The sequence below is a fragment of the Nocardia sp. CA-136227 genome (assembly GCF_050955695.1).
Lineage (GTDB): Bacteria > Actinomycetota > Actinomycetes > Mycobacteriales > Mycobacteriaceae > Nocardia.
This window is the reverse complement of sequence record NZ_CP192081.1, coordinates 1,306,928-1,333,566: the sequence shown is the minus strand read 5'-3', so window position 1 is coordinate 1,333,566 and position 26,639 is coordinate 1,306,928. Positions and strand designations below refer to the sequence as shown.

Genomic DNA, 26,639 nt, shown 5'->3' with positions numbered 1-26,639 from the left:
CCTTCCACTCGACGCTGAGGTTTGCCTAACCAACGTACCGTCCCACGTCACGGGCGGAAACGCCACCCCGCCGACGAAACCGAATCGCTGTAATCTGCCCCTCGATGACTCGGCACAGGCGCACCCCTCTCACCATCGGCATCGGCATCGCGGCCGCGGTTCTCGTCGGCGGCGGCATCGCCACCGCGATGACGTTGAACGGCAAGGACTCCGCACCGAGCGACGCCAAGCGGATCGAGACCACACTGCGCGATTTCTACGCAACCCTCTCCACCGGCGGCGCGTCCCAGGCGGTCGGCCAGACCTGCGCGGGCGACCGCGCCCAGTACCAAGGTCTGCCCGAAGCCCAGCGAAAGGCCATGGACCAGGGCAAGGTCAGCATGAAGGTGGATTCGGTGGAGGGCGTCACCGTCACCGGCGACCGCGCCACCGCCGTCACTCTCGGCACCCTCTCGCTGCCCGGCGCCGCCGACAGCAAACGGTCCACCAACGAACACCTCCGCAAGGAAGACGGTGTATGGAAGGTCTGCTCCACCGACGCGAAGTAGGACCGGCATGAGCTGCTGCGGCCCGAATCGACGCCAGGCCCTCGGCCTGCTCGCGGCGGCCGCCGCGCTCCCGCTGGTCCGCCCGGGTTCGGCTCGGGCCCAAGCCGATTCGCTGATCGCGACAGATCTGGAGGTCGTCACGATCACCGAGCGATCGGCGGTGCTCACCTGGACGACCCTCGGCGCGGACGGGCTCGCGGCAGCGACCGACAGCGAGGTCTGGCTCGGCCCGGCCGACGGTTCGAGCCTGCGGCAGGTCTTCGGCGACTCGCGGCCGACGGCCTACCACTACGCGGAGGTCACCGGCCTCGAGCCCGGCCGCGCGTATCGGTTCGAGGCCCGCTCGGCGGGCATTCCGGCCGTGCCCGCGCTGAATGTGGCCACGCGACTGCCGGATACGCCGGAATCACGGGGCGTCTTCACCACGCTGGTGCCGCCGCCGGGCCGGTTGCTGCGAACCCTGGCGCTGTCCAACGACATTCATCTGGGTGAGGAGGTCAGCGGGATCATCGCCGCCGGCCTGCCGCCGGGCCTGCGCCAAGAGCCCGGTCTCACACCGTATCCCGAGGTCATGCTGACCGCGCTGCTCGACGATATGCACCGGCCCGATCGCGCGGTCGACCATCTGGTGCTGGCCGGTGACCTCACCGCGGAGGCCACGCCCGAGCAGGTGCGCGGCGTGCACGCCCACCTCGCGCGGTGGGGTGCGCCGGGCCGGGATTGGTTCGCGGCCCGCGGCAATCACGACCGCCCGCACGTCGGGCCCGAGTACGCGGAGTGCACCCCGTACACCGATCACCACGACTGCTGGGCCGATTCCTTCGGGCCCCGCCAGCGATTGGCGGCCCACGAGGTCGGTGAACTGCGCCTGATCGCCCTGGACACCACGCAACTCGACGGGTCCGGCGGCATCCTGGAGCGACCTCAGCTCGACGAGCTGCGCGACCGGCTCACCGCCGATCCCGACCGTCCCACCCTGGTTTTCGGCCACCACCCGGTCACCACCGAGTCCGGCTGGTCGAATCTGGCGGGCCCGGGTTTCATCCTCGATGCCGCGAATGCCGCCGCGCTGCAATCGATCTACCGCGACGCCCCCGGTGTGTTCCTGCACCACGCGGGCCACACCCACCGCAATCGCCGCACCCGCCCCGACCTGCCGATCCTGGTCGATTTCCTGGAAGTGGCCGCGACCAAGGAATACCCGGGCGGCTACACCCTGCTCCGGCTGTTCGAGGGCGGGTACATGGCCAATTTCCATAAGACGCGGACCGAGGACGCGCGCCGCTGGAGCAGCCGGTCCCGGGGCGAATACTTCGGGCTGCTACCCGAATACACGCTCGGTTCCACGGCCGACCGCAACTACACCGTGCTGCGCGACCTTTCGGGCCTCAGCCGTTCCTGAGGCCCGGCGGCCGGAAGAAAAGGGAACGCCTCCTGGGGCGGATTGCCCGGGAGGCGTTCTCCGATGGAGCGAGCGGCGGGAGTCGAACCCGCGTACACGGCTTTGCAGACCGCCACCTGGCCACTCGGTCACACCCGCATCGGCGAGGTCCATAGTGCGCCGGTTCGGGTCCTAGGCCGAGGGTTTGAATCACCGTGATTGCTATGGGGCGGCCCGAGCGCTTCGCGACATGCGATGATCAGGGCATGTCGCGTCCCCGTCCGCTGCCGCTCGATCCGATCGAGGAGGCGCACCGCCAGTGGACCGAGCACGGCTGGGGCGAGGTCGCGGACGGGATGGCGGCGGTCACCTCGCTGGTGCGGGCGCAGCAGATCGTGATGGCGCGGGTGGACGAAGCGCTGAAGCCGTCCGGTTTGACCTTTTCGCGATACGAGCTACTGATGTTGCTGAGTTTCAGCAAAACCGGTGCGCTGCCGATGGCGATGGCGAGCGCCCGGCTGCAGGTGCATCCGACGTCGGTCACCAACACGGTGGACCGGCTGGAGGCGGCCCAGTTGGTGAAGCGTGTGCCACATCCCAGTGACCGGCGGGCAACGCTCATCGAAATCACCGGGGCCGGAAGAGAATTGGTGGCCAAGGCCACCACCGAACTGAACCGGCGAGTTTTCGCCGAGACCGGTTTGGCGCCGGAACGATTGCAGCTGCTGCTGCAATTGCTGGCGGAGTTCCGGCAGAGCGCGGGCGACTTCGACCCCGGTAGCTCACCCACCCGATGGGCCGGCCAGTAACCACCCAGCGACCCGGCAGCCAATTTCCTGCGTCATAGTCTTGGCTTCGGCTCGCAAAAGGTTCACCATTGTTGCCATGGTGCTGGTCCTCGGGGTGTCGGCGGGCGCTGCTGGCGCACGCGCCATGCTCACCCATTCCGACCAGCCGCACCTGCCTCCCATCGACCGGTGCAAGGTCCTACGCCGGGCCGGCGGCGGAAGCATGGCGGAGGCGGTCTTCGAGGCCATCCGGCTGATGCGGAAGTCGGCGGCCGAGCGTGACGAGTTCATCACCGGTATCGCGGTCACCTGTCGCAGCACCAACCATGCCGAAGCCGTCCGCACCGCCGCGGGCCGCAATCGCCTGACCGTCATCGACGAGCCGGTGGCTCAGCTCAGATATCTGCGCTTCACCCGGAAGCTACCCACCGAGGGCTCGATCCTGCTGTACGACCTCGGCGCGTCCGGGCTGACCCTCACCCAGATCGACTGCCGGAACGATGCCGTCCTCGCCACCAAGCGCAGCACCGTCCTGGGCGGGGACGGCCACGACGCCCTGTTGCGCTGGCTGCTCACCCGCGGCGGCGTCACCCTGGATCTGGCCGACATCCGCCGTCAGAAGGAAGCCCTGGCCTCCGAACGCGTACTGGCCGTCTGCGACCCGATCTCCGGGCAGCGCACCGTGGTCACCCGCAGTGATTTCGCCGAACTGGTCGAGGCGGGCATCCATCATTCGGCGTCGTTCGTCCGCCACATGATCGACGAGACCGGCATCCGGCCCGCGGGTCTGGCCCTGCTCGGCGGCTGCACCCGCAACAAGAGCATCCGCGACGAACTGAAACTCCAGCTGGGCTACCCGATGATCTACGACCCGGAGCCCGATTTCGTGTCCACCCGCGGCGCGGTCCTGCTGGCCGCCGAACGCCCGTCGGCCCGCAGCATCCGCAGCGTGCACCTGGCCCCGGGCGCGCCGCCCGTCGAAGCCCCCGTCTCCCCCGTCTCCCGCCGCAAACTCGTTGCGGCGGTGGCGGTTACCGCCACGCTCGGCGGCACCATCGTCGGCGGACTGGCCATGAACCGGGACCACGGCGCCCACCCCGACGGCAAGCCCCCGACCGTCGAAGTGGTCGGCCCGCCCAAACACGGCTGACGCCGCACGGCCGCAAACGATCTCCGCCCGCACAGCCACACCGCCCGCACAGCGCTGACGCCGCACCCCCACAGGCAATCCAGGCACCGCGGCCCACATCTCGCACGGGATCCCGGCGGACACCACCCACCCCATCCAGCACCGTGCCCCGCTGCCGTCGGCAGCGGGGCACGAGAGTTCGAGAGTTGGTGTCGCGCTTACTTGTTGGTGAAGTTGGCGGGACGCTTCTCGACGAAGGCGGTCATGCCTTCCTTCTGGTCGTCGGTCGCGAACAGCGAGTGGAAGACGCGACGCTCGAAACGCAGTCCCTCGGTGAGGGTGGTCTCGTAGGAGCGGTCGACCGCTTCCTTGGCGATCATCACCGACGGCAGCGACATGGCGGCGATGGTCTCGGCGACCTCCATGGCGGTGGCGACGAGTTCGGCGGCCGGGACGATGCGCGAGACCAGGCCCGCCCGCTCGGCCTCCTCGGCGCCCATATTGCGGCCGGTGAGGATGAGGTCCATGGCCTTGGCCTTGCCGACGGCGCGGGTGAGGCGCTGCGAGCCGCCCATGCCGGGGATGACGCCGAGCTTGATCTCGGGCTGCCCGAACTTGGCGGTGTCGGCGGCCAGCAGCAGGTCGCACATCATGGCGAGTTCGCAGCCGCCGCCGAGGGCGTAGCCGGCGACCGCGGCGATCAGCGGCTTGCGGAAGGCGGCGACGCGGTCCCAGCCACCGAAGTGGTCGGTCACGAACATGTCCATGTAGGACTTGGTCTGCATCTCCTTGATGTCCGCGCCGGCCGCGAAGGCCTTCTCGGACCCGGTCAGCACGACCGCGCCGATCTCGTTGTCGTTCTCGAGCTCGTCGAGCGCCGCCGAGATGTCGGACAGGACCTGCGAGTTCAGCGCGTTCAGGGCCTTCGGCCGGTTGAGCGTGATGAGCGCGACGCGGCCCTTGCGCTCCAGCAGAATGGTCTCGAAGTCGGTCACGCCGTCTCCCCTTCAGATCGTGTGCGGATATCGGTGACGATAGCCGAGAAGTCCTTGCCCGCTTCGTTCTGGTTGAAGCGGTTGTAGATCTCCGCCGCCAGCTGCCCGATCTGCCCGTCCACGCCGTTGGCGCGCAGCGCGTTGGCGGCGAGCCCCAGGTCCTTGGACATGAGCGCGGTCGCGAAGCCGGGCTGGTAGTCGTTGTTGGCGGGGCTGGCCGGAACCGGTCCCGGCACCGGGCAATACGAGGTCAGCGCCCACGACTGGCCCGAGGCGGTGGACACCACGTCGAAGAACTTGTCGTGGGTCAGGCCCAGCTTCTCGCCCAGCACGATGGCCTCGGACAGCCCGATCATGGAGATGCCCAGCAGCATGTTGTTGCAGATCTTGGCGGCCTGGCCGACACCCGCGCCGCCGCAGTGCACGACCTTGCCACCCATCACCTCGAGCAGCGGCAGCGCCGCGGCGAAGTCGGCGCCCTCGCCACCCACCATGAAGGTGAGGGTTCCGGCCGCCGCACCCGCGACACCGCCGGAGACCGGAGCGTCCAGAGCCCGATGTCCCGCTGCCACAGCGAGTTCCGCGGCCTGCTTGGCGTCGCCGACGTCGATGGTGGAGCAGTCGACGAACAGGGTGCCGGGCTTGGCGGCCGGGAGGATGTCGCCGTAGAGGTCGAGCACGATGCGGCCGTTGGGCAGCATGGTGATCACGATGTCGGCGGCCGACACCGCCTCGACCGCGGTGCCGACCACGGTCGCGCCGTCCTGGCGGGCCTGGTCCTGCGCGGCGGGCACGGGATCGAAGGCGAGGACGTCGTATCCGGCCTCGACCAGGTTGGCGGCCATCGGGCCGCCCATGTGGCCGAGTCCGAGGAACGCGACCTTGGTGTCAGTGCTCATTGTTCGTCCTTCGGTGCGGCCAAACCCAATTCGCGATCGCCGAGCGCGCCGAAGTAGGCGTCGACGTCGGCGTCGGTGACGTCCGCCAGGGTGGCGGGCGACCACTGCGGGTTGCGGTCCTTGTCGATGACCTGGGCGCGAATGCCTTCCACCAGGTCGTGGGTGTTGAGGGCGGCGACGGAGACCCGGTATTCCTGGTTCAGCGCCGTCTCGAGGTCGGCGGCCCGGCGCGCATCGCGGAGCGAACGCAGCGTGACCTTCAGGGCCACCGGGGATTTCGACAGCACGTCGGCGGCGGCCTTGGCGGCCTCGGCGCGGCCGTCGATCTCGAGGCGGTGCACGATCTCCTCGACGGTGTCGGCGCTGTAGCAGGCGTCGATCCAGTCCTGCTGCGCCACGAACTCCGACACCGGGGCGGGCTGGGCGAATTTCGCGATGGCCACCTCGACGTCGGCCGTCGCGAGGGCCTCCAGCAGCGCCGGAAGGTGTTCGGACGGAACGAAACTGTCGGCGAATCCGGCCGCGATGGCATCGCCGGCGGACATGCGCGCGGTGGTGAGCGCGATGTGCGTGCCGATCTCGCCGGGCGCGTGCGCCAGCAGCCAGGTGCCGCCCACGTCGGGGATGAAGCCGATGCCGGTCTCGGGCATGCCGACCATGGACCGCTCGGTCACGATGCGGTGCGAGGCGTGCCCGGACAGGCCGACACCGCCGCCCATGACGATGCCGTCCATGATCGCGACGTACGGCTTCGGGTAGCGCTTGATCAGGGCGTTGAGGATGTACTCGTCGCGCCAGAACACGCCGCTCGGGGAGTCGGCCGCGACCTGCGGCGAATCACCCTGCGCGACAGTGGCCTCGGCGTCGTTGTGGATGGCGACGATGTCGCCACCCGCGCACAGCCCGCGCTCCCCGGCGCCGGTGAGCACGACCGCGCGCACCTCGTCGTCGTCCGCCCAGGTCCGCAGCACGTCCAGAATGGTCAGCGCCATCGGGTGGTTGAGCGCGTTGATGGCCCGCGGCCGGTTGAGGGTGATCAGGCCCAGCCCATCGCGCTTCTCGACCAGAACCTCGGGTTCCTTGACCACGCTTTTCGACGTCTCAGCACTCATGCTGCTCCTACCACCGAGCGGGCGACGACCACCCGCATGATTTCGTTCGTGCCCTCGAGGATCTGATGCACCCGCAGGTCGCGGACGATCTTCTCGATGCCGTATTCGGCCAGGTAACCGTAGCCACCGTGGAGTTGCAGGGCCTGGTTGGCCACCTCGAACCCGGCGTCGGTGGCGAACCGCTTGGCCATGGCGCACAGCTCCACCTTGTCGGGGGCGTCGGCGTCCAGGGCGGCGGCGGCCCGCCACAGCAGGGTGCGTGCGGCCTCCAGGGAAGTGCGCATATCGGCCAGCTGGAACTGCAGGGCGGTGTTGTCCAACAGCCGGGAGCCGAAGGCCTTGCGCTGGGCCAGGTACGCGACCGTGCGGTCCAGTGCGGCCTGCGCGCCGCCCATCGAGCAGGCGGCGATGTTCAGCCGTCCGCCATTGAGCCCGTTCATGGCGATCCTGAAGCCGTCGCCCTCCGCGCCGAGCAGGTTGGCCGCCGGAACGCGCGCGTCCTCGAGGATGACCTGCCGGGTGGGCTGGGCGTTCCAGCCCATCTTCTTCTCGTTCGGCCCCACCGAGAGACCGGGGGTGTCGGCGGGGACGATGAGCGCCGAGATGCCGCGCGCGCCTTCGGTTCCGGTGCGCACCATCATCACGTAGACGTCGTTGGAGCCCGCCCCGGAGATGAATTGCTTGGCGCCGTTGAGGATGTAGTCGTCGCCGTCGCGAACGGCCTTGGTGCTCAAGGCCGCCGCGTCGGAGCCGACGCCCGGTTCGGTCAGCGCGTAGGACGCCAGCAGATCCATGGACGTCAGCCCCGGCAGCCACCGATTGCGTTGCGTCTCATCGCCGTAGGTGTCGATCATCCACGTCGCCATATTGTGGATGGAGATGTAGGCGGCGACCGACGGGCAGCCGGTGGCCAGCTGCTCGAAGATGCGCACGGCGTCCAGCCGCCGCAGCTGCGAGCCGCCCACGTCCTCGCGCACGTAGATGCCGCCCAGGCCGAGCCCGCCCGCCTTGCGCAGTACGTCCACCGGGAAGTGCTTGCGCTCGTCCCATTCCAGGGCGTTGGGCGCGAGCATTTCGTCGGCGAAGGAGCGGGCGGTCTCGACGATCGCCTTCTCGTCCTCGTCCAGTACGAACATCAGCGTCAGTCCATGGTCGGGATGACGAAGGCGTTGGACTCCTTCATGCCGGAAGGCCAGCGCTGCGTCACCGTCTTGGTCTTGGTGTAGAAGCGGATCGAGTCCGGGCCGTGCTGGTTGAGGTCGCCGAAGCCGGACCGCTTCCAGCCGCCGAAGGTGTGGTACGCGATCGGCACCGGGATCGGGACATTGATGCCGACCATGCCGACCTGCACGCGGGCGGCGAAGTCGCGGGCGGTGTCGCCGTCGCGGGTGAAGATGGCGACGCCGTTGCCGTACTCGTGCTCGTTGGGCAGGCGCAGCGCCTCTTCGTAGTCCTGGGCGCGAACCAGCGCCAGCACGGGACCGAAGATCTCTTCCTTGTAGATCCGCATCTCCGGGGTGACGCGGTCGAACAGCGAAGCGCCGGCGAAGAATCCGTCCTCGCCGCCCTCGACCACCAGGCCGCGGCCGTCGATGACGAGCTCCGCGCCCTCGTCGACGCCGATCTGCACGTAGTTGTTCACGCGGTCCACGCCGTCGCGGCCGACCAGCGGGCCGAAGTCGGCGCCCGGGTCGTCGGAGAGGCCGACGTTCAGCTTGCCGATGCGCTCGACCAGCTTGGCGCGCAGGCGATCCGCGGTCTCCTCGCCGACCGGCACCGCCACCGAGATGGCCATGCAGCGCTCGCCCGCGGAGCCGTAGCCCGCGCCGATGAGCTGGTCGGCCACATCGTCGAGGTCGGCGTCGGGCATCACGATGGCGTGGTTCTTGGCGCCGCCGAAGCACTGGGCGCGCTTGCCGTTGGCGGTGGCGGTCTCGTAGATGTACTGCGCGATCGGGGTGGAGCCGACGAAGCCGACGGCCTTGATCCGCTCGTCGTTCAGCAGCGTGTCGACGGCTTCCTTGTCGCCGTTGACCACATTGAAGATGCCCGCGGGCAGACCGGCCTCGAGGAACAACTCAGCGAGGCGCAGCGGCACCGAGGGGTCGCGCTCGGAAGGCTTGAGCACGAAGGCGTTTCCGCAGGCGAGCGCCGGTCCGGCCTTCCACAGCGGGATCATGGCCGGGAAGTTGAACGGGGTGATGCCCGCGACCACGCCGAGCGGCTGACGCATGGAGTAGACGTCGATGCCGGTGCCCGCGCTCTCGGTGTACTCGCCCTTGAGCAGGTGCGGGATGCCGACGGCGAACTCGATGACCTCGAGGCCGCGCTGGATGTCGCCCTTGGCGTCGGCGATGGTCTTGCCGTGCTCGGCGGAGAGCAGGGCGGCCAGCGAGTCCATCTCGTCCTGCACCAGGGTCAGGAACTTCATGAGCACGCGGGCCCGCTTCTGCGGATTGGTGGCGGCCCAGGCGGGCTGCGCGGCGGCCGCGTTCGCGATGACCGCCTCGACCTCACTCTTGCTCGCCAGCGGCACCCGCGCCTGGACCTGTCCCGTGCTCGGGTTGAAGACGTCCCCGAACTTCCCGGAAGTTCCCTCTACGTGCTTGCCGTCGATGAAGTGAGTCAGTTCGCGAACCATGCCAGTCCTGTCTCGAAGCTTGCGCGCCGATTGCGCGGTATGTGGCGATCCTATAGTTGGACATCCAAGTATTGGCTGTGGGATAATTCACAGCACCTACAGGCTCTCCGTGCGGAGGATTGGCATGCCAGATCTGCATGTCCCGGTTGATCCAGTGCGGTTCGTGACCGCCGCTGCGCTCTTCGATGGCCATGACGCGGCCATCAACATCATGCGAAGAATCCTCCAGGCCCAGGGAGCCGAGGTGATTCATCTGGGGCATAACCGGGCCGTGCGCGAGGTCGTGGACGCGGCCGTCACCGAGGACGTGCAGGGGGTGGCGGTCAGCTCGTACCAGGGCGGGCACATCGAATACTTCGAGTACCTGGCGCAGGCCTTGAAAGAGGCGGGGGCCGGGCACGTGAAGATCTTCGGCGGGGGCGGCGGGGTGATCATTCCCGAGGAGATCGCGCGCCTGCGGGAGTCGGGGGTGATCATCTTCTCCCCCGAGGACGGGCAGCGGCTCGGACTGCCGGGGATGATCAATCAGCTGATCTCGGCGTGCGACGAGGATCTTTCGCGCACGCCGGCTCCGGTGGACGCGGTACTCGGCGGGGATCGGGCGGCCTTGGCCCGCACCCTCACCTGCCTGCAACAGGGGACGCTGCCGGAGGACGACCTGGCCGCCCTGACCGCCGCGGCGGCGGCGCGGCAGGTGCCGGTGCTCGGCATCACCGGGACCGGCGGCTCCGGAAAGTCCTCTCTCACCGACGAACTCGTGCGGCGGCTGCGCACCGACCAGCAGGACAAGCTGCGGGTCGCGATCCTGGCGGTGGACCCCACCCGGCGACGCGGCGGCGGCGCGCTGCTCGGCGACCGGATCCGGATGAACGCCCTGGACGGGGAACGCGTCTACTTCCGGTCCCTGGCCACCCGGGGCGAGCGCGAGGTGCCCAACAATATCGACGCCATGCTGATCGCCTGCAAGGCAGCGGGATTCGACCTGGTGATCCTGGAGACCCCCGGCATCGGACAGGGTGACGCGGGCGTCGCCGAGCACGTGGACGTGTCGCTGTACGTGATGACGCCGGAGTTCGGGGCGGCCTCCCAGCTCGAGAAGATCGACATGCTCGATTTCGCGGATGTGGTGGCCATCAACAAGTTCGAGCGGCGCGGGGCCGAGGACGCGTTGCGGGACGTGTCGCGGCAGCTGGTGCGCAATCGCGAGGACTTCCACGCCCTGCCCGAGGACATGCCGGTGTTCGGCACCAGCGCGGCCACGTTCAACGACGACGGGGTGACGGCGCTCTACCAGCACCTGACCGGGTTGCTCGCCGAGCGCGGACTGCCGTTGCAGGAGGGCGTGCTGCCCCGGGTGGAAACCCGCGCCTCGACGCGGTTCGCGCAGATCATTCCGCCCGCGCGGGTGCGCTACCTGGCCGAGATCGCCGAGACGGTCCGGGATTACCACGCGGCGACCGCCCGGCAGATCGAGGCGGCGCAGCGGGTGCAGCGCGTGGAGCAGGTGCTCGCCGAACTGCCGGACGACGAATCCGTGCGCGATCTACTCGCCCGGGCCGAGCGGGAGCTGGCGCCCGAGAACGCCGCCCTGCTGGCGAGGTGGCCCACCGTCGCGGAGTCCTATCGCGGCGACGAGCAGGTGGTGCGGGTCCGGGACCGGGAGCTGCGGACCGCGCTGCGCCGGGAGACCCTGTCCGGCAGCTCGATTCCGCGGGTGGCGCTCCCCCGCTTCACCGATCACGGTGAGCTGCTGCGCTTCCTGCGGTCGGAGAATCTGCCCGGACGGTTCCCGTTCACGGCCGGGGTGTTCCCGTTCAAGCGGGACAACGAGGATCCGGCACGCATGTTCGCGGGCGAGGGCGACGCCTTCCGCACCAATCGCCGGTTCAAGGTGCTGTCCGAACACGCCGACGCCAAACGACTTTCGACGGCATTCGACTCGGTGACCCTGTACGGGCACGATCCGGCGGAGCGGCCCGACATCTACGGCAAGGTCGGCACGTCCGGGGTCTCCATCGCCACGCTCGACGATATGAAGGCGCTGTACGCCGGATTCGATCTGGACGCGCCCAGCACCTCGGTGTCCATGACCATCAACGGGCCCGCGCCGACCATCCTGGCCTACTACCTCAATGCCGCCATCGATCAAGCGCGCGAGGAGTTCACGGCCGAGCAGGGCCGCGAACCCACCGACGCGGAGGCCGCGGACCTGCGCGCCCGCACCCTGGCCACCGTGCGCGGCACCGTGCAGGCCGACATCCTCAAGGAGGATCAGGGCCAGAACACCTGCATCTTCTCCACCGAGTTCAGCCTGCGCATGATGGCCGACATCCAGGAGTGGTTCGTGCGCAACGGCGTTCGCAACTTCTACTCGGTGTCCATCTCCGGCTATCACATCGCCGAGGCCGGGGCGAACCCGATCAGCCAGCTGGCCTTCACCCTCGCCAACGGCTTCACCTATGTGGAGGCGTATCTGGCGCGCGGCATGGACATCGACGATTTCGCGCCCAATCTGTCGTTCTTCTTCTCCAACGGCATGGACGCCGAATACTCGGTGATCGGCCGGGTGGCGCGGCGCATCTGGGCGATCGCCATGCGCGACGAGTACGGGGCGGGCGAACGGTCGCAGAAGCTGAAGTACCACGTGCAGACCTCCGGGCGCTCGCTGCACGCACAGGAGATGAGCTTCAACGACATTCGCACCACCCTGCAGGCGCTGATCGCGATCTACGATAACTGCAACAGCCTGCACACCAATGCCTACGACGAGGCGGTCACCACGCCCACCGAGGAATCGGTGCGCCGGGCGCTGGCCATCCAGCTCATCATCAACCGGGAGTGGGGGCTGGCGATGAACGAGAACCCGCTGCAGGGCAGCTTCGTCATCGACGAGCTCACCGATCTGGTGGAGGAGGCGGTGCTGCGGGAGTTCGAGCGGATCAGCGAACGCGGCGGGGTGCTGGGCGCCATGGAGACCGGGTATCAGCGCGGCCGGATCCAGGACGAGTCCATGCTCTACGAGCGCCGCAAGCACGACGGGAGCCTGCCGCTCATCGGGGTCAACACCTTCCGCAATCCGCACGAGGAAGAACATCGGGTACTGGAATTGGCGCGGGGCACCGAGGCCGAGAAACAGTCTCAGCTGCAACGGGTCAGCGAATTCACCGAGCGGCATCGCGACGAGGCCCCCGCCGCGCTGGCCCGGCTCGCGGCGGCCGCGGCGAGCGACGAGAACGCCTTCGAGGTGCTGATGGACGCCGCGCGGGTGTGCACGCTGCAGCAGGTCACCGACACCTTCTTCACCGTGGGTGGCCAGTATCGCCGCAACGTTTGATCAAACCCTGACCCGCTGACCGACAGCGCCCCGCCATATTTCGAAATATAGCGGGGCGCTATTACTTTCGCCCGCGATCCCGCACTGGCGAGTACCCACACCGCCCAGGGTGTATGGCAATTTCCGATTGGCAGCAATTTCTCGGCTATACCGGAACTGTTCGGTTCGATTGCGGCTGACAGGAAGACGATCATGCGTAGAACGACCATGAGAACCACCGCCGAGCTCGCCACCATCACGATGTCGCTCGCGGCGGCGGCCACCCTGTTCGCCGGCGCGGCGAGCGCCGAGGCCCCGGACAGCGCGCCGATCCAGGTCACCCCGGTCTCCGAGGGCATTCCGCTGGATCCGGTGACCACCAACCCGAACGCGATGTTCCCGGACCCGGCCCTCAACGGCGCGGCCGCGGGCGCCCTCACCGGCAGCGCGGGCGGCGCGGCGCTCGGCTCGGTCGTCGGCTCCATCCCCGGCGCGCTGGGCGGCTCCGCCCTGGGCGCCCTGATCGGCGGCGGCATCGGCGCGCTGATCGGCCTGCTCAATCCCGACGCCATCCCGCAGGTGCTGCCGTAACGCACCACCCCACGTCCCCGGGCAAACTCCGTGCCGCGTTCGCTCAGGCGAGCGCGGCACGGCCGTCTCTGTGGAACAATCCGGACAGGCTGGCCCCGACGGAAGGCACCCCATGGAGTTTGCGGGAATGACCGTGGTGGACGCGCACATTCACCAGTGGGATCCGATGACCACGCCGCGCGAGTTCAGCGCGCTGGCGAAGCTTTTCCGGTACGTACCGGTGCCGATCGACTGGGCCACCCGGCTCGCGCCGCGCCGCGATCGCGAGTTCGCCGGGGATCCCACGCCGGTCATGCACCCCTATCTGCCGCGCGACTACCAGACCGACGCGGGCGACGTGCCGGTCGAGGCGATCGTGCACATCGAGGTCGAATGGGTCGGCAACGGCCCGCTCGGGCCCGTCGACGAGACCCGGTGGGTGGCGAGCCTGCCGTGGGGCGTGGACACCCCCGCCCTGGGTGCGATCATGGGCGCGGCCGACCCCACCGCGCCCGAATTCGCCGAACTGCTGGACGCGCACCAGGCGGCGTCCCCGCGGTTCCGGGGCGTGCGGTCCCGCGTCGAATACCACCCGGACCGGGATGTGCGGGCGACCCGCAAGACGCCGGGCACGCTGACCTCCGCCGCCTTCCTCAACGGGTTCGGCGCGCTGGCCGACCGCGGGCTCAACTTCGAGGCGTGGGTGTACTCCGGCCAGCTGCCCGAGGTGACGGCGCTGGCCGAGCGGTATCCGGACACCACCATCGTGCTCAACCATCTCGCCACGCCCGCAGGCATTTTCGGGCCGGTCGGGCGCGAGACCGGGAAGACCCCGGGACAGCGGCGTGAGCTGTTCCTGCGCTGGCGCGACGATCTCACCGCGCTGGCCGCGCACCCCAATGTGGTGTCCAAGGTGAGCGGGCTGATGATGCCCATCCTCGGCCACCCGGTGCCCAAGCGCGGCGAGCCGACGCCGGTTCCGGTACTGGTGGAACGGATTTCGCCGATGCTGGAGCACGCGCTGGACGTCTTCGGCGCGGACCGGCTGATCTGGGGCTCGAATTTCCCGGTGGACAAGCCGATTACGAGCATCCCGAACGCCGCGAGCGCGGTGGCCACCGCGTTGGCCGGGCACGGGGCCGACGACAAGGCCATCGAGCAGGTGTTCCGCCGCAATGCCGAACGGATCTACGGGCTCGACATGCTCTGACCCAGTTCGGGTGCTCCGAATTTGCCGGGTCCGGCCGTGCCGGGGCGGCGCGCTGGCTATCGTGATGCGCCATGGAGCGGATCCTGCGGATCGGAATGGGTTTCTGGGAGTCCCGGACCCTGCTCAGCGCCGTCGAACTCGGGGTGTTCACGGTGCTCGGGCATCGCCAGCTGACCGCCGAGCAGCTGCGGCGCGAACTCGGCCTGCACCCGCGGTCCGCCCGTGACTTCTTCGACGCGCTCGTCGCCATGGAGATGCTGCGGCGCACCGACGATCGGTACGCCAACACCGCCGACACCGCCACCTACCTGGACAGCACCGGCAGCGAGTACATCGGCGGCTTCCTGGAGATGGCGGCGGCGCGGCTGTACCCCTTCTGGGGCCGTCTGACAGAGGGCCTGCGCACCGGGCTACCCCAGAACGAGGCCCGCGAGGGCCGCGACCTGTTCACCGAGCTGTACCGGGATCCCGAGCGGCTCTACGACTTTCAGCGCGCCATGACCGGGCTGTCGCTGCCCGGCGCGCACGTCATCGCCGAGGTCTTCCCGTGGCAGCGCTGGAAGACCGTCGCCGATATCGGCACCGCCCAGGGCGCGCTGCTGCGCACCGTTCTGGAGACCAATCCGCACCTGCACGGCATCGGCTACGACCTGGCCCCCGTCGAGCCGATCTTCACCGATTACATTGCCCCGGTGGCGGATCGGAGCGGCTTCCGGGCCGGGGACTTCTTCACCGAGGAACTGCCGGAAGCCGATGTGCTGGTCTTCGGCCACATCCTGCACGACTGGGATCTCGACACCAAGCGCATGCTGCTGGAGAAGGCCTACCGCGCGCTGCCCGAGGGCGGCGCGATCCTGGTCTACGAATCCCTCATCGACGATGATCGCCGGACCAATCTGCCCGGCCTGCTCATGAGCCTCAACATGCTGATCGAGACGCCCGGCGGCTTCGACTACACCGCCGCCGACCTGCGCGGCTGGCTCGCCGACGCGGGCTTCCGCGACCCGCAGACCGAGCACCTCGCCGGGCCCGAATCGATGGTGTGGGCGATCAAATAACGGCGGCCGGGGCCTGGCCGGGTATCGGTCAGGGCAGAGCCAGGTATTCCGCGCCGAGCAGATCGGCCGCGTGGCTGACGTGATCGACGATGCGGGCGGCATCGGCCTCGATGATCCCGGCTCGCCAGGCGGTCAGCAGTTCGATGAAGCCGCCGATGCTCATCAGTACGCCCATGCGCAGATCGGATTCGTCGACGCCCGGGCGCAGGTACGGGCGGGCGGTGGCGATGAGCAGGTCGGTGGCCTCGGTGAGCAGGGCGGTGCGGCGCTGTTCGAGCACACGGCTGCCGGAGTGATCGCCGAACAGGATGCGGGCCGGGCCCTCCGATTGCAGTTCCACGGCGCGGGCGATGGCCAGGTGCAGGATGCCCAGCGCGGGGTGCGCGAGATTGTCGGCGACCACGGCCGACAGTTCGCTCAGCACCTGGAATCCGACCTCGTCCCAGACCGCGCCCAGCAGGTCGTCGCGGTCGGCGAAGTGCTCGTAGAAGTAGCGGTCGTTGAGGCCGGCACGGGTGCACACGCCACGCATGGTGACCGCGGCCCAGCCGTGCTCGAGCCAGATGTCCAGGGCCGCCGCGATCAGCCGCTCGCGGCGTTCGGCCCGGCGCTGCTCCTGGGTGCGGCCACCCCAGGTCCCGCCACGTCGGGCGGGTGTCGCGGACAGGTCGGTCGTCGCCGTCGCGGGCACGTCCATAGTTGACAAAATAGCGCATCCGGAGCCTAATTGGTGGCAGGTGCGGCCAGTGGTGGCACACGCCACCACTTGACTGCCCGGATGGCACGCTCCCGGGAGTTCCCATGCGACTCAATCCTTTCGGCGGGACCCACCGCACTCGACAGGCGGACGCGGTGGTGACCGGTGCGGGCAGCGGCATCGGCCGCGCCTTCGCCCTCGAGATCGGCAAGCGGGGTGGACGCGTCGTCTGCTCCGACCTCGACCCCGTCCGCGCCCGCGAGACCGCCGAACTGGTCGGCGACATCGGCGGCAAGGCCTTCGACACCGGCTGCGACGTGAGCAGCCTGGACCAGGTCACCACGCTCGCGAACACCGCCGAGGAATGGTTCGGCAAGAGCCCGGACCTGGTGGTCAACAATGCGGGCATCGGCCGCGGCGGCACCGTCATCGGCGAGACCTCGCCCGGGGAATGGCATCAGGTGCTGGACGTGAACCTGTGGGGCGTCATCCACGGCTGCCACGTCTTCGCGCCCCGGCTGCGCGCCGCCGGGCACGGGTCCATCGTGAACGTCGCCTCGGCCGCCGCCTTCGGGTCCGCGCCGCGCATGGCCGCCTACAACGTGTCCAAAGCCGGGGTGCTGGCGCTGTCGGAGACGCTCGCCGCGGAGCTGTCCGGCACCGGCGTCACCGTCACCGTGCTCTGCCCGACCGGGGTGAGAACCAATATCCTGGAGGGCGTTTCGATCGGCGACGAGACCGTGCAGCTGTGGGGCGACCGCCTGCTGCGCTGGACCGGACGCCCGCCCGCGGCCATCGCCCGCGCCACCCTCGACGCCGTCGACCACGGTCAGCTCTACGTGGTCCCGCAGCTCGAGGCCAAGGCGATCTGGCAGTCCAAGCGACTGCTGCCCGAAACCTACACCCGCGCCGCCGGATTACTGGAGCGGCTGGTGCGGTAGCCATACAGCGAGGAGCAGAACAATGGCGTTCGCGTATTCCGACATGCTCACCGTGGTCCGGGACCGGCAGTGGGCGCTGGCCGACATCGACTGGGACGCACCGGGAGCCGAGCTCATCACCGATGAGCAACGCCCGGCGCTGACCACCTTCATGGCCGACCTGGTGTGGATCGAGCACGTGGGCGCGCGCGGCTTCGCCGCCCTCACGCTGCACGCGCCGGACGGCCCGCTCAAGGAGATCTACCGGCACTTCCACGCCGAGGAGCAGAAGCACGCCAATGCCGAACTGGCGTTGATGCGCCGCTGGGGCATGCTCGACGGCGACGCGATGCCGCTGCCCAACAAGAACATTCAGCTCGTCATCCAGTGGCTGGACCGGTATGGCGACCACCTGTCGCTGCCGGTACTGGGCACCGTCATCCCGTCCCTGGAGTGCGCGCTCGACGGGGCGCTGGTCAAGTTCCTGCTCGACGAGGTCCGGGATCCCCTGTGCCACGAGGTGTTCCGGCACATCAACAGCGACGAGTCCCGGCACCTGGCCGTCGGGTTCCAGGTGCTCGAGCAGCTCGGCGCGGGACCGATGCGGCGCATCGCCATCGAGACGGCGGGGTTCGCGCTGCGCCCCAACCTGCTGATGGGGGCGCTGCTGTACACGCCGCTGCTGTCGCGCATGTCCACCAACATCATGGCCATGGGGCTCGACGAGGAGAAACTCTGGAATGCCGTGCGCCGCTACGAGAAGGCCGGGGAACGCAGCCCCGACATCAAGCGGCTGCCGCTCTACCACGTCGTCCGCCTGCACGGCATGGCCACCATCAATCGCCTGCAACCGATCCAGGGCCTCAACGACGCCCTGAACAAGGCCATCGACAGCGTCCCCGGGCGACTGCTGCGCCGCCGCACGCCGTCCTGGTCCAAGGCCCTGACCTACGAGCCGGTGGCGAAATGACCGCCCCGATCCGGGACGGTTCCGGCCGGGACCGGGCCCCCTACGCCGGGCCGACGGTGCACTGCGCGCACTGGCGGGATCAGCGGGAACTCGACGGGCTGCACGTCGCGGTCGTCGGCGGCGGCCCGGCCCTGGCCCGGGTGGTGCCGCCGGTCGTGGCCCGGGCCCGCCGGGTGACCGTCTTCCAGCACGACCCGCTGTGGATCCTGCCCGCCCCGCCGCTGCCCGGCCTGCCCGCGCTGCTGCGCCTGGCGCCCGCGGACCTGCTCGCCGCGCTCCCCGGGCAGGCCGTGCTGCGCCGCGTGGCCGCCGCGAATCTGCGGGTGCAGATCGAGGATTCGTGGCAGCGCCGCCAACTCACCCCCGACAAGCCCGCCGGGGTGCGGGTGCACAGTCGCTACTACCGGGCGCTGCGGCAGCCCCACTGCACGCTCATCAGCTGGCCCATCGCCCGGCCGGCGCCGCTCGGGATTCGCACCGTGGACGGTGTCGAGCATCGGGTGGACTGCATCATCTACGCGGAGGACGCATCGTGACAAGGACCGTGGTCGATCATCAGATCGTCATCGTGGGAGCGGGATTCTCGGGGATCGGGACCGCGATCGCCCTGCGCAAGGCCGGATTCGACGACTTCGTCATGATCGACGAGGCCGACGGGCCGGGCGGGACCTGGCACTGGAACACCTATCCCGGTATCGCCGTGGACATTCCGTCGTTCAGCTACCAGTACTCGTTCGAGAAGCAGAGCTCGTGGTCGCGGGTGTACGCGCCGGGCCGGGAGCTGAAGGCCTACGCCGAGCGGTGCGTGCAGAAGTACGGGCTGCGGCCGCGAATCCGGTTCGGCGCCACCATCGAACGCGCCGACTTCGACGACGACCTGCACCTGTGGCGGCTGCGCACCAGTGACGGCGACGAGCTGACCTGCCGCTTTCTCATCGGCGCGACCGGGGTGCTGACCCGCCCGAAACTGCCGGACATCGTGGGGGCGGAACGGTTCCGGGGCGTCACCATGCACACCGCGCGCTGGGATCACGACATCGACCTGCGCGGCAAACGGGTCGGGATCATCGGGACCGGGGCCTCGGCCATCCAGATCATTCCCGAGATCGCGCCGCAGGTGTCGGAACTCGTGGTCTTCCAGCGCACCCCGATCTGGTGCCTGCCGCGGCCCGACGCGCCCATGCCGCCGGTGGCCCGCGCACTGATGCGGCTGCCCGGCGGCCAGTTCCTCACCCGCTGGATCAGCCAGGCGTTCGTGGAACTGACCTTCCCGCTGTCGGCGCACTACTACAAGGTGCTGCCGATCGTGAAGCTCGGCGAGCGCACCGGTCTCGCGCACCTGCGGGATCAGGTGCGGGACCCCGAGATTCGCGCGAAACTCACCCCCGACTATGCGCTGGGCTGCAAGCGGCCGTCGTTCTCCAACGACTATCTGAAGACCTTCAACCGCGACAACGTCACCCTCGAAACCGATCCCATCACCGAGATCACCGCGAGCGGTCTGCGCACCACCGGCCGCCACCACCAGGTCGACGTACTCATCATGGCCACCGGGTTCAAGGTCATGGAGTCGGGCAATATGCCCACCTTCGACCTGCACGGCAGTGGCGGACTGCGACTGGAGGATTGGTGGGACACCCACCGGTTGCAGGCCTACGAGGGCGTCAGCGTGCCCGGTTTCCCGAACTTCTTCACCATCATCGGGCCCTACGGCTACAACGGGGCCTCCTACTTCACGCTCATCGAGATGCAGACCACCCACATCCTGCGGCTGCTCCGCCAGGCCCGCCGCGACGCCGCCACCCGGGTGGAGGTCACCGCCGCCGCCAACGAGCGGTACTTCCAGGAGATGATGTCGCGGCGCGGCACCCAGGTGTTCTGGCAGGACAGCTGCGCGCTGGCCAACTCCTACTACTTCGACAAGAACGGGGACGTCCCGCTGCGGGCCATGAGCACGCCCGAAGCCGCCTGGCGGGCAGCCCATTTCGACCTGAACGACTACACCTTCGAGGCGCCCGGCGGACGCCGCACCGATGATCGGCCCGCCACCCGGACCGCCACGGCCTAGCGCTCAGCGGGCCGGGAACAGCGCTCAGCGGTCCAGGGAGCGGTAGAGGTCCCGCAGTTGCCGCAGCCCGGCGGCGACGGACTGCTCGTCCTCGGCGGTCATGCGCAGGGCCTGGCGCAGCAGCACCGGGTCCAGATCGTCGGGGGCCGGATGGAATTCGGGGTCCGGCAGCGTGGGCAGCGCCGCGTGCTCGCCGTACAGGTCGCCGCAGTCGAGGGTCTCGCTCTGCAGCAGGCCGCCGATGAGGTCGTCCAGCCGGATCCCGCGCAGGGTGAGCAGGTCGGTCGGGTGCTCGTCGAGCCGTTCCGCCACCACGTAGCAGATGGCGGCCGCGTGCTTGCAGGGCCAGCTGTGATCGGGGCAGCTGCAGGAGAAGTCGAGTTCGGACACTGTCGTCGGCAGCAGCAGCGGGCCCAGCGCGCGGGGCAGCGTGCCCGCCGCGATCTCGCCCAGCATGCCCGGCGACTCGCGCACCGCGTCCGCCAGCTCCTCCAGGTGGTGGCGGTCGAAGGTCCGCATGGTCAGCACGGAGACGAAGGGACGGGGCTGACTGCCCTGCACCTCCGCGGTCACCATGCCCTCCTCGAGCCGGTAGTTGATCACCTGGCCGGTGCGGGCGTACGAGCGGCCGCGCGAGAGCCGCCCGGCATCGGCGACCTGCTCGACGGCGTCCAGAAAGGCGCGGCCCCACCAGGTGCGGGCGAAGGCGGCGCCGCGGCGGCTGCGCGCGGGCACCCCGCCGCGCACCGGGCGGCGCTTGCCGTACCCGCCGAAGTCGATGACCTCGTTCATTCGCCGACCGCCTCCGCTCCCAGCGCGAACAGTTCCCGCAGCTCCTCGTCGCCGAGTTCGGTGATCCAGTGCTCGCCGGCGCCGACGGTGAGATCGGCCAGCTGACTCTTGCCCTTCAGCATGTCGTCCACCCGCTCCTCGATAGTGTCGACGCAGACCAGCTTGCGCACCTGCACATCCCGGCGCTGACCGATCCGGAAGGCGCGGTCGGTGGCCTGGTTCTCCACCGCCGGATTCCACCAGCGGTCCAGGTGCACCACGTGATTGGCGGCGGTGAGATTGAGGCCGGTGCCGCCGGCCTTGAGCGACAACAGCATCAGCGGCGCGCCGTCGCCGCCCTGGAAGTCCTCCACCATGGCATCGCGGGCCTGCTTGCCCACCCCGCCGTGCAGGAACGGGACCTCGGCCCCGAAACGCTCGGACAGGAAGGGGGCCAGCAGCTTTCCGAACTCCGCGAACTGGGTGAACATCAGGGCGCGTTCCCCGTCGGCGATCACCGATTCCAGGATGTCCTCGACCAGCGCCAGCTTCCCGGACCGGTGCTGACCGCGGCGCAGCACCGCCGAACCGTCGTTCAGATAGTGGGCCGGATGGTTGCAGACCTGCTTGAGCCGGGTGAGCGCGGCCAGCACCGCGCCCTTGCGTTCCATGCCCTCGGCGGCCTTCAGCTTGGCCGACATGTCGTCCAGGACAGCCTGATACAGCGCCGCCTGCTCCACGGTCAGGTTGGCCCGCACCGTCATCTCGATCTTCTCCGGCAGATCCGAGATCACCGCCGGATCGGTCTTGACCCGGCGCAGCACGAACGGCGAGGTGATGGCACGCAGCCGGGTGACGGCGTTCTCGTCGTGCTCACGCTCGATCGGGACCGCGAACCGGGCGTGGAACTCCGACGCCTTACCCAGCAGCTTGGGATTGGCGAAATCCAGGATCGACCGCAACTCCTCCAGGCGGTTCTCCACCGGAGTTCCGGTGAGCGCCAGGCGATGTCGCGCCGGGACCAGCCGGGCCGCCCGCGCCTGACGGGTCCCGGCGTTCTTGATGTGCTGCGCCTCGTCCAGCGCCACCCGCTGCCAGTCCTGCCGCTTCAGCTCCTCCACATCGCGGGCCAGCAGGGCGTAGGTAGTGACCACCAGATCCGAATCCGCCACCGCCGCATCCAGTTCCGCGCCCGAGCGGCGGGCCGGGCCGTGGTGCACCAGCACGCGCAGATCCGGGGCGAAACGTTCGGCCTCCCGCTGCCAGTTGCCCACCACCGACATCGGGCACACCAGCAGGGTGGGTCCGGGCGGCGCGACGGCCGTCTCCCGCTCGTGCGCCAGCAGGGCCAGCACCTGCACCGTCTTGCCCAGGCCCATGTCGTCGGCGAGGATCGCGCCGCAACCCAGGCGGCTCATGGTCGCCAGCCAGGCCAGGCCGCGCTGCTGATACGGCCGCAGCTGGGCCTTCAGGCCGACCGGGTCGGGGACGGGCTCGGTGGCGCGTTCGCCGTCGAAAAGTTCCGCCGCCCAACCGGTCGCGGTGACCTCGTCCAGCGGCACGCCGATCACCGGGTGCGCGGACAGCTCCGCGAACAGGCCGCCGATGGTGGTCTCGGTGCCGTCGGTGCGGCCCGAGACGTAGTCGGCGGCCGCGGCGAGCATGCGATGGTCGGCCTGCACCCAGTCGCCGCGCAGGCGCACCAGATCCGATTTCGCGTCCACCAGGCGCGCCATCTCCGCGGGCGTCAGCACGGTGTCGCCCAGGGCCAGCTCCCATCGGAACGACACCAAACCCTTGAGCCCCACGGCGGTTTCGGTGGCGGCGGGGCTCTGCACCCGCAGTTTCATGGTCGGCGCGGCGACCCGCCAGGCGCGGGGCAGCATGAGGCGCACCCCGGCGGCGGCCAGCGCGTTCGCGCCGTGCGCCACCAGGTCCATGACCACCTCGGTGGGCAGGAACAGGTCCATGCTGCGCGGATCGCCGGGCAGGTCCCGCAGGCGCGGGTACACCTCCTTGGCGGCGGCCAGCTTCTCCCCGGCCAGCCGGGTCAGCACCGGATCGCCGGGCAGCAGCACCGGTTGCGGCGCTTCACCTTCGACGCGCAGGCACACCTCGAGCCGCCACAGTTCACCCGGCTCGTCGCCGTCGGGTTCCAGCAGGCGCAGCACCAGATCCGGTTCGCCCGCGGTGAGGCTGGTCCGCCAGTCCTCGAGCACCGCCGCCACCCGATGCGAGCCGGTCTCCAGCGGTGTGGCGTCCAGCAGGGCCCTCAGCAGCGGATGCGACACCGAATCCGTCGGCGCGGAGCCGATCTCGGGGTCGCGTGCCGAAATCCATTTCCGGGCAATGGGATCGGTCAGTTCGGCGACCAGGTTCTCCAGGATGTCGGCGGGCCGGCCGTGGTCCTTCAGCGCCGACGGCATGGCCACGGCCAGCTCGGCCAGCCAGGCCCGCTGCCGCTGCCCGCCCACCAGCCGCCACCGCGCCCACCACTCCCCGTCGTCGCGCCGGATCTCCGGCACGATCCGCCCCGCCCGCACCCAGCGCTCGATCCCGCGCGCCACATGCCCCAGATAGCGCAGATCCCCCGCCACCGGCCAGTGCGGCGGCAGCTCCCCCAGCAGCACCCGGGCCGCCGCCTCCGGGGCCAGCGCGTGCGCGCGCACCCGGGCCCGTTCCGTGCCGTACTCCCCCGCCAGCGTGACCTCGGCCCAGTGCCGCCACTTGGCCGCCCGCACCACCGACCGCAGCGGCTCGGGCAGCTTCTCCGTCTCGTCGGCGAGCACGAAGCCGTCCGGGTCGTGCCACAGCACCAACCCGGACCCGGGCGTCCACAGTCCGTGCAGCATCCGACCATCCAAGCAGCCCGCTCCGACAGGGCCCGCGCTACCCGCGAGTCAGGTCCCTCTTTATTTCTGATCGGATACGGCACATACTGGATAAATCCGCAGGTCACCGCATGTCGGTGACACCTGTGTGCGCACCCGACATCACCGCGACCCAATCCGGGGCCGTGGCACTTTCGAGACCGTAGGGAGGCCGTGAAGATGACGATTCTGCTCCAAGTGCTCGAGCAGGCCTTCACGCCCACGACTTCGTGGGAACGGCGGAAATTCACCTTCGTGGATGCAGGCAAGATCGTGGGGATGCGTCTGGACGGGCAGTCCGGCGTGTGGCTGGATCTGTCCCGGCCCGGTGAGTCGCAGCGACTCGCCCGCACCCCGGATCCGCGCGACTCCATCACATTCCTGCTCACCGTCTTCGCCAAGATCGCCGAGTGCGAGGACCGGGGCGGCTCGTGGCTCATCGGGCACGACGGCGCGCACGTGGATTCCATTGCGGCCACGCGCTTTCCGCCACAACTGTCGGAAACGGCGGCCGACGACATCCTGGCGCACGCCTGGCTGTAACCCGCCGCGGGGGTGCGAAGTTCGAGTGACGGCCCGCTCCGGCGGGCGGTAGCGATACACCTGATGCCGTGGGGCTCAGAGGCGCGACTTCGCTGCTCGGCACGGTGGTCATCCTGTTCACGGTCCTGGGGTGCGGGACCGTCGGGCAGGTGACTCCCGCGCCGGGCAGTCCTACCCGCGTCCAGCTCGAACGCCTGCTCACCGCCGTCGTCACCGTGCCCGCGCGGCCGCGACCCGGCGGCTACCAGCGCGGATGCGACGGCGGGCAGGGGTGTGTGTTCGGTCCGGCCTGGACCGACGATCACGACGGCCCGGGCGGGCACGACGGGTGCGACAGCCGCAACAGCGTGCTGGCACGCCAGCTCACCGAAGTGGTTCTGCGGCCGGGCGACGCCTGTGTGGTGGTCGCGGGCGCGTTGAACGATCCGTACACCGGGCGGCGCATCGCGTTCGAGCGGGCGGCGGCCAAGACTGTGCAGATCGACCACGTGTATCCGCTGGCGGCCGCGTGGGATCTGGGCGCGGCGGCCTGGCCGGTCGCGCGGCGGGTGCGGTTCGCCAACGACGTCGACTACAACCTGCTCGCGGTGGACGGAAAGACCAACCAGGACAAGGGCGATCGCACGCCCGGCGACTGGCTGCCGCCCGCGCGGGCGAATCGCTGCTTCTACGCGGGCAAGTATCTGACCGCCGCCGGCCGGTACGGGCTACCCGTCACCGCCGCCGACCGCGCCGCCCTCGCGGGCGTCGCCCGCGGCTGCCCATAGCGCGGCGAAATGCCGGTACGCCTGTTCGGCGGTCAGCTCCTGGGCCGGATCCATGACCGATTCGAGCAATCCGTAAAGCCCCCAGGAAAGAAAGGTGATCGCGACGGACGCCGCGGCGGGATCGGGACCGAGCAGCGGGGCCAGATGCTCGGTGAGCAGTTCGGCGTACATCTGCCGGATCGACCGCAGCACTGTGGCGTTGGCGCGCGGGCCGACCAGCGGCCGGTACACCTCGGGGTGGGCGTCGATCAGACGGAACAGGATCTCGATCGGCAGCAGCGGCGGCGGCGGGCCCGGGTGGCGGGCCATCCGCGCCGAAATCTCGGCCCGCACATGCTCGATACAGCTGACCAGCAGCAGATCGTCCTTGTCGCGGTAGTGCGCGTAGAAGGTGGAGCGGCCGACATCGGCGCGATCGATGATGTCCCGCACCGTGATTCGGGCGTACGGACGGGACAGCATGAGTTCGATGAGCGCCCGGTGCAGGGCCGCGCGGGTGCGACGCACCCGCCGGTCGTCGACCGGGTCCGGAGCCGTTCCGGGACGGATCCCGGCTGAGTGTCCCGAAACGTACACATTCGGGGAAACTGCTTCTGGCCTGGCATTTCCCATCCTTCGATGATGGAACGCATGACCCAGAACAAGCAAGTGTCCGATATCGACACCCGGTCCGTCGGAGCCCTGATCACCTGGCCGCGCGGCTACACCCTGCTCACCGACGTCTTCTTCCTCGGACGCGGCGGCAGCCTGGCGCGGCACTTCGCCACCAGCGCGGGCATCCGGCCCGGCGATCACGCCATCGACATCGGCTGCGGTCCGGGGCGGCTGGCCAATGAGCTGGCCCGCCAGGCCGGGCCGCACGGGCGGGTGGTCGGCGTCGATCCGTCCGCGCCGATGATCGAGTACGCCACCGCCCACGCCGCCGCGAACTGCGTCTTCGAACTGGGCGCGGCCCAGGCCCTGCCCCATCCCGACGCGTCCTTCGACGTGGCGACGTGCACCTTCGCCATGCACCACATCGCCGAGGCGGATCGGAACGCCGCGCTGGCGGGGTTCTTCCGAGTGCTCCGACCCGGCGGCCGCCTGCTGCTGGCCGACACCCACCCGGCGACCACGGGTGTGCGCGGACTGGCGATTCGCGCCATGGCCGGGCTCGCCGCGCATCGCGGCGGCCGTGATCACGGGCACGGCGGCAACGGTCACGGCGGAGCCGACGATCACGGGCACACGCACGACGGCCCCGGCGACTCGCTGGCCGCGGTGGATGTCCGCCGCTACCGTGCCGTGCTGGCCGAGATCGGTTTCACGGCAGTCGAATTCCGCACCGGCCCGTTCGCGACCGGCATTCTGACCGCCGTCAAACCCGAGTGATCGGTCGAACCCTGGTGA

24 protein-coding genes and 1 tRNA gene are annotated in these 26,639 nt (G+C 69.6%); 15 read left to right on the top strand and 10 right to left on the bottom strand.

Going from position 1 to position 26,639, the window contains the following annotated elements; genetic code table 11:
* The first annotated feature begins 104 nt into the window (after window positions 1-104).
* A complete protein-coding gene (locus ACQP06_RS06000) occupies window positions 105-548 on the top strand; it encodes an Rv0361 family membrane protein (RefSeq protein ID WP_357097756.1) in 444 nt (147 codons plus the stop codon).
* Between the two features lie 7 nt (window positions 549-555).
* Complete coding sequence (locus tag ACQP06_RS05995) at window positions 556-1,950, top strand: metallophosphoesterase (RefSeq protein WP_433671051.1); 1,395 nt, start codon at window positions 556-558, stop codon at window positions 1,948-1,950.
* 64 nt (window positions 1,951-2,014) lie between these two features.
* Here ACQP06_RS05995 and ACQP06_RS05990 read toward each other — a convergent pair.
* Window positions 2,015-2,088 (bottom strand) — tRNA-Cys (locus tag ACQP06_RS05990).
* Window positions 2,089-2,195: 107 nt separating this feature from the next.
* On the opposite strand from ACQP06_RS05990, the gene ACQP06_RS05985 reads away from it, so the two are divergent.
* Both ACQP06_RS05985 and ACQP06_RS05980 read left to right on the top strand, forming a co-directional pair.
* Complete coding sequence (locus tag ACQP06_RS05985; RefSeq protein ID WP_379272240.1) at window positions 2,196-2,738, top strand: MarR family winged helix-turn-helix transcriptional regulator; 543 nt, start codon at window positions 2,196-2,198, stop codon at window positions 2,736-2,738.
* Between the two features lie 76 nt (window positions 2,739-2,814).
* Entirely contained in the window at window positions 2,815-3,867 is a 1,053-nt protein-coding gene (locus tag ACQP06_RS05980) for a hypothetical protein (RefSeq protein WP_433671049.1), read from the top strand.
* A 197-nt stretch (window positions 3,868-4,064) separates the two neighbouring features.
* Here ACQP06_RS05980 and ACQP06_RS05975 read toward each other — a convergent pair whose 3' ends face one another.
* The 5 genes from ACQP06_RS05975 to ACQP06_RS05955 are packed head-to-tail and all read right to left on the bottom strand — an operon-like array spanning window position 4,065 to window position 9,493.
* On the bottom strand, window positions 4,065-4,841 hold the full coding sequence (locus ACQP06_RS05975) for an enoyl-CoA hydratase (protein WP_433671047.1): 777 nt from the start codon (window positions 4,839-4,841) through the stop codon (window positions 4,065-4,067).
* On the bottom strand, window positions 4,838-5,740 hold the full coding sequence (gene mmsB / locus ACQP06_RS05970) for a 3-hydroxyisobutyrate dehydrogenase (protein WP_433671045.1): 903 nt from the start codon (window positions 5,738-5,740) through the stop codon (window positions 4,838-4,840). Before mmsB ends, ACQP06_RS05975 begins: the two co-directional genes overlap by 4 nt.
* On the bottom strand, window positions 5,737-6,852 hold the full coding sequence (locus tag ACQP06_RS05965) for an enoyl-CoA hydratase/isomerase family protein (RefSeq protein WP_433671043.1): 1,116 nt from the start codon (window positions 6,850-6,852) through the stop codon (window positions 5,737-5,739). Before ACQP06_RS05965 ends, mmsB begins: the two co-directional genes overlap by 4 nt.
* A complete protein-coding gene (locus tag ACQP06_RS05960) occupies window positions 6,849-7,988 on the bottom strand; it encodes an acyl-CoA dehydrogenase family protein (RefSeq protein ID WP_433671041.1) in 1,140 nt (379 codons plus the stop codon). The genes ACQP06_RS05965 and ACQP06_RS05960 overlap by 4 nt, the downstream gene beginning before the upstream one ends.
* A 5-nt stretch (window positions 7,989-7,993) precedes the next feature.
* Window positions 7,994-9,493 carry a CoA-acylating methylmalonate-semialdehyde dehydrogenase gene (locus ACQP06_RS05955; RefSeq protein ID WP_433671039.1) on the bottom strand — a complete coding sequence of 500 codons (1,500 nt, stop codon included), beginning with the start codon at window positions 9,491-9,493 and terminating at the stop codon, window positions 7,994-7,996.
* 124 nt (window positions 9,494-9,617) lie between these two features.
* Between ACQP06_RS05955 and icmF the strand changes: the two genes are divergently transcribed.
* From icmF to ACQP06_RS05935, 4 genes are all read left to right on the top strand, one after another.
* Window positions 9,618-12,827 (top strand): fused isobutyryl-CoA mutase/GTPase IcmF, encoded by a 3,210-nt coding sequence (gene icmF / locus ACQP06_RS05950; RefSeq protein ID WP_433671037.1) that lies wholly within the window; start codon window positions 9,618-9,620, stop codon window positions 12,825-12,827.
* A gap of 192 nt (window positions 12,828-13,019) precedes the next feature.
* The gene (locus ACQP06_RS05945; protein WP_433671036.1) at window positions 13,020-13,397 is read left to right on the top strand and encodes a hypothetical protein; all 378 of its coding nucleotides are present in this window, start codon (window positions 13,020-13,022) and stop codon (window positions 13,395-13,397) included.
* Between the two features lie 112 nt (window positions 13,398-13,509).
* Window positions 13,510-14,586, top strand: coding sequence for an amidohydrolase family protein (locus tag ACQP06_RS05940; protein WP_433671034.1), 1,077 nt, complete (start codon window positions 13,510-13,512; stop codon window positions 14,584-14,586).
* A gap of 71 nt (window positions 14,587-14,657) precedes the next feature.
* Entirely contained in the window at window positions 14,658-15,644 is a 987-nt protein-coding gene (locus ACQP06_RS05935) for a methyltransferase (protein ID WP_433671032.1), read from the top strand.
* Window positions 15,645-15,672: 28 nt separating this feature from the next.
* On the opposite strand, the gene ACQP06_RS05930 is transcribed toward ACQP06_RS05935, so the two are convergent.
* Window positions 15,673-16,341 (bottom strand): TetR/AcrR family transcriptional regulator, encoded by a 669-nt coding sequence (locus ACQP06_RS05930; RefSeq protein ID WP_379272257.1) that lies wholly within the window; start codon window positions 16,339-16,341, stop codon window positions 15,673-15,675.
* A 104-nt stretch (window positions 16,342-16,445) separates the two neighbouring features.
* Between ACQP06_RS05930 and ACQP06_RS05925 the strand changes: the two genes are divergently transcribed.
* The 4 genes from ACQP06_RS05925 to ACQP06_RS05910 are packed head-to-tail and all read left to right on the top strand — an operon-like array spanning window position 16,446 to window position 20,299.
* The gene (locus ACQP06_RS05925) at window positions 16,446-17,282 is read left to right on the top strand and encodes an SDR family NAD(P)-dependent oxidoreductase (RefSeq protein ID WP_433671030.1); all 837 of its coding nucleotides are present in this window, start codon (window positions 16,446-16,448) and stop codon (window positions 17,280-17,282) included.
* Between the two features lie 22 nt (window positions 17,283-17,304).
* The gene (locus ACQP06_RS05920; RefSeq protein WP_433671029.1) at window positions 17,305-18,231 is read left to right on the top strand and encodes a ferritin-like domain-containing protein; all 927 of its coding nucleotides are present in this window, start codon (window positions 17,305-17,307) and stop codon (window positions 18,229-18,231) included.
* Window positions 18,228-18,767: a hypothetical protein gene (locus ACQP06_RS05915; RefSeq protein ID WP_433671027.1), complete on the top strand. Its 540-nt coding sequence runs from the start codon at window positions 18,228-18,230 to the stop codon at window positions 18,765-18,767. The genes ACQP06_RS05920 and ACQP06_RS05915 overlap by 4 nt, the downstream gene beginning before the upstream one ends.
* Window positions 18,761-20,299 (top strand): flavin-containing monooxygenase, encoded by a 1,539-nt coding sequence (locus ACQP06_RS05910; protein ID WP_433673248.1) that lies wholly within the window; start codon window positions 18,761-18,763, stop codon window positions 20,297-20,299. Before ACQP06_RS05915 ends, ACQP06_RS05910 begins: the two co-directional genes overlap by 7 nt.
* Window positions 20,300-20,323: 24 nt before the next feature.
* Here the strand turns inward: ACQP06_RS05910 and ACQP06_RS05905 are convergent, their stop codons facing one another.
* Both ACQP06_RS05905 and ACQP06_RS05900 read right to left on the bottom strand, forming a co-directional pair.
* Window positions 20,324-21,091 carry an SWIM zinc finger family protein gene (locus tag ACQP06_RS05905; RefSeq protein ID WP_379272262.1) on the bottom strand — a complete coding sequence of 256 codons (768 nt, stop codon included), beginning with the start codon at window positions 21,089-21,091 and terminating at the stop codon, window positions 20,324-20,326.
* The gene (locus ACQP06_RS05900) at window positions 21,088-23,922 is read right to left on the bottom strand and encodes a DEAD/DEAH box helicase (protein WP_433671025.1); all 2,835 of its coding nucleotides are present in this window, start codon (window positions 23,920-23,922) and stop codon (window positions 21,088-21,090) included. The genes ACQP06_RS05905 and ACQP06_RS05900 overlap by 4 nt, the downstream gene beginning before the upstream one ends.
* Window positions 23,923-24,120: 198 nt before the next feature.
* Between ACQP06_RS05900 and ACQP06_RS05895 the strand changes: the two genes are divergently transcribed.
* Together ACQP06_RS05895 and ACQP06_RS05890 are read left to right on the top strand one after the other, a co-directional pair.
* Entirely contained in the window at window positions 24,121-24,483 is a 363-nt protein-coding gene (locus ACQP06_RS05895; protein ID WP_357097719.1) for a hypothetical protein, read from the top strand.
* Window positions 24,484-24,551: 68 nt separating this feature from the next.
* Window positions 24,552-25,250, top strand: a complete 699-nt coding sequence (locus ACQP06_RS05890; protein ID WP_433671024.1) for an HNH endonuclease family protein — start codon at window positions 24,552-24,554, stop codon at window positions 25,248-25,250.
* Here the strand turns inward: ACQP06_RS05890 and ACQP06_RS05885 are convergent.
* Window positions 25,191-25,757, bottom strand: coding sequence for a TetR/AcrR family transcriptional regulator (locus ACQP06_RS05885; RefSeq protein WP_433671022.1), 567 nt, complete (start codon window positions 25,755-25,757; stop codon window positions 25,191-25,193). The two genes, ACQP06_RS05890 and ACQP06_RS05885, sit on opposite strands and share 60 nt — an antisense overlap.
* Before the next feature lie 123 nt (window positions 25,758-25,880).
* Between ACQP06_RS05885 and ACQP06_RS05880 the strand changes: the two genes are divergently transcribed.
* Window positions 25,881-26,621: a class I SAM-dependent methyltransferase gene (locus ACQP06_RS05880; protein ID WP_433671020.1), complete on the top strand. Its 741-nt coding sequence runs from the start codon at window positions 25,881-25,883 to the stop codon at window positions 26,619-26,621.
* The last annotated feature ends 18 nt before the right edge of the window (window positions 26,622-26,639 follow it).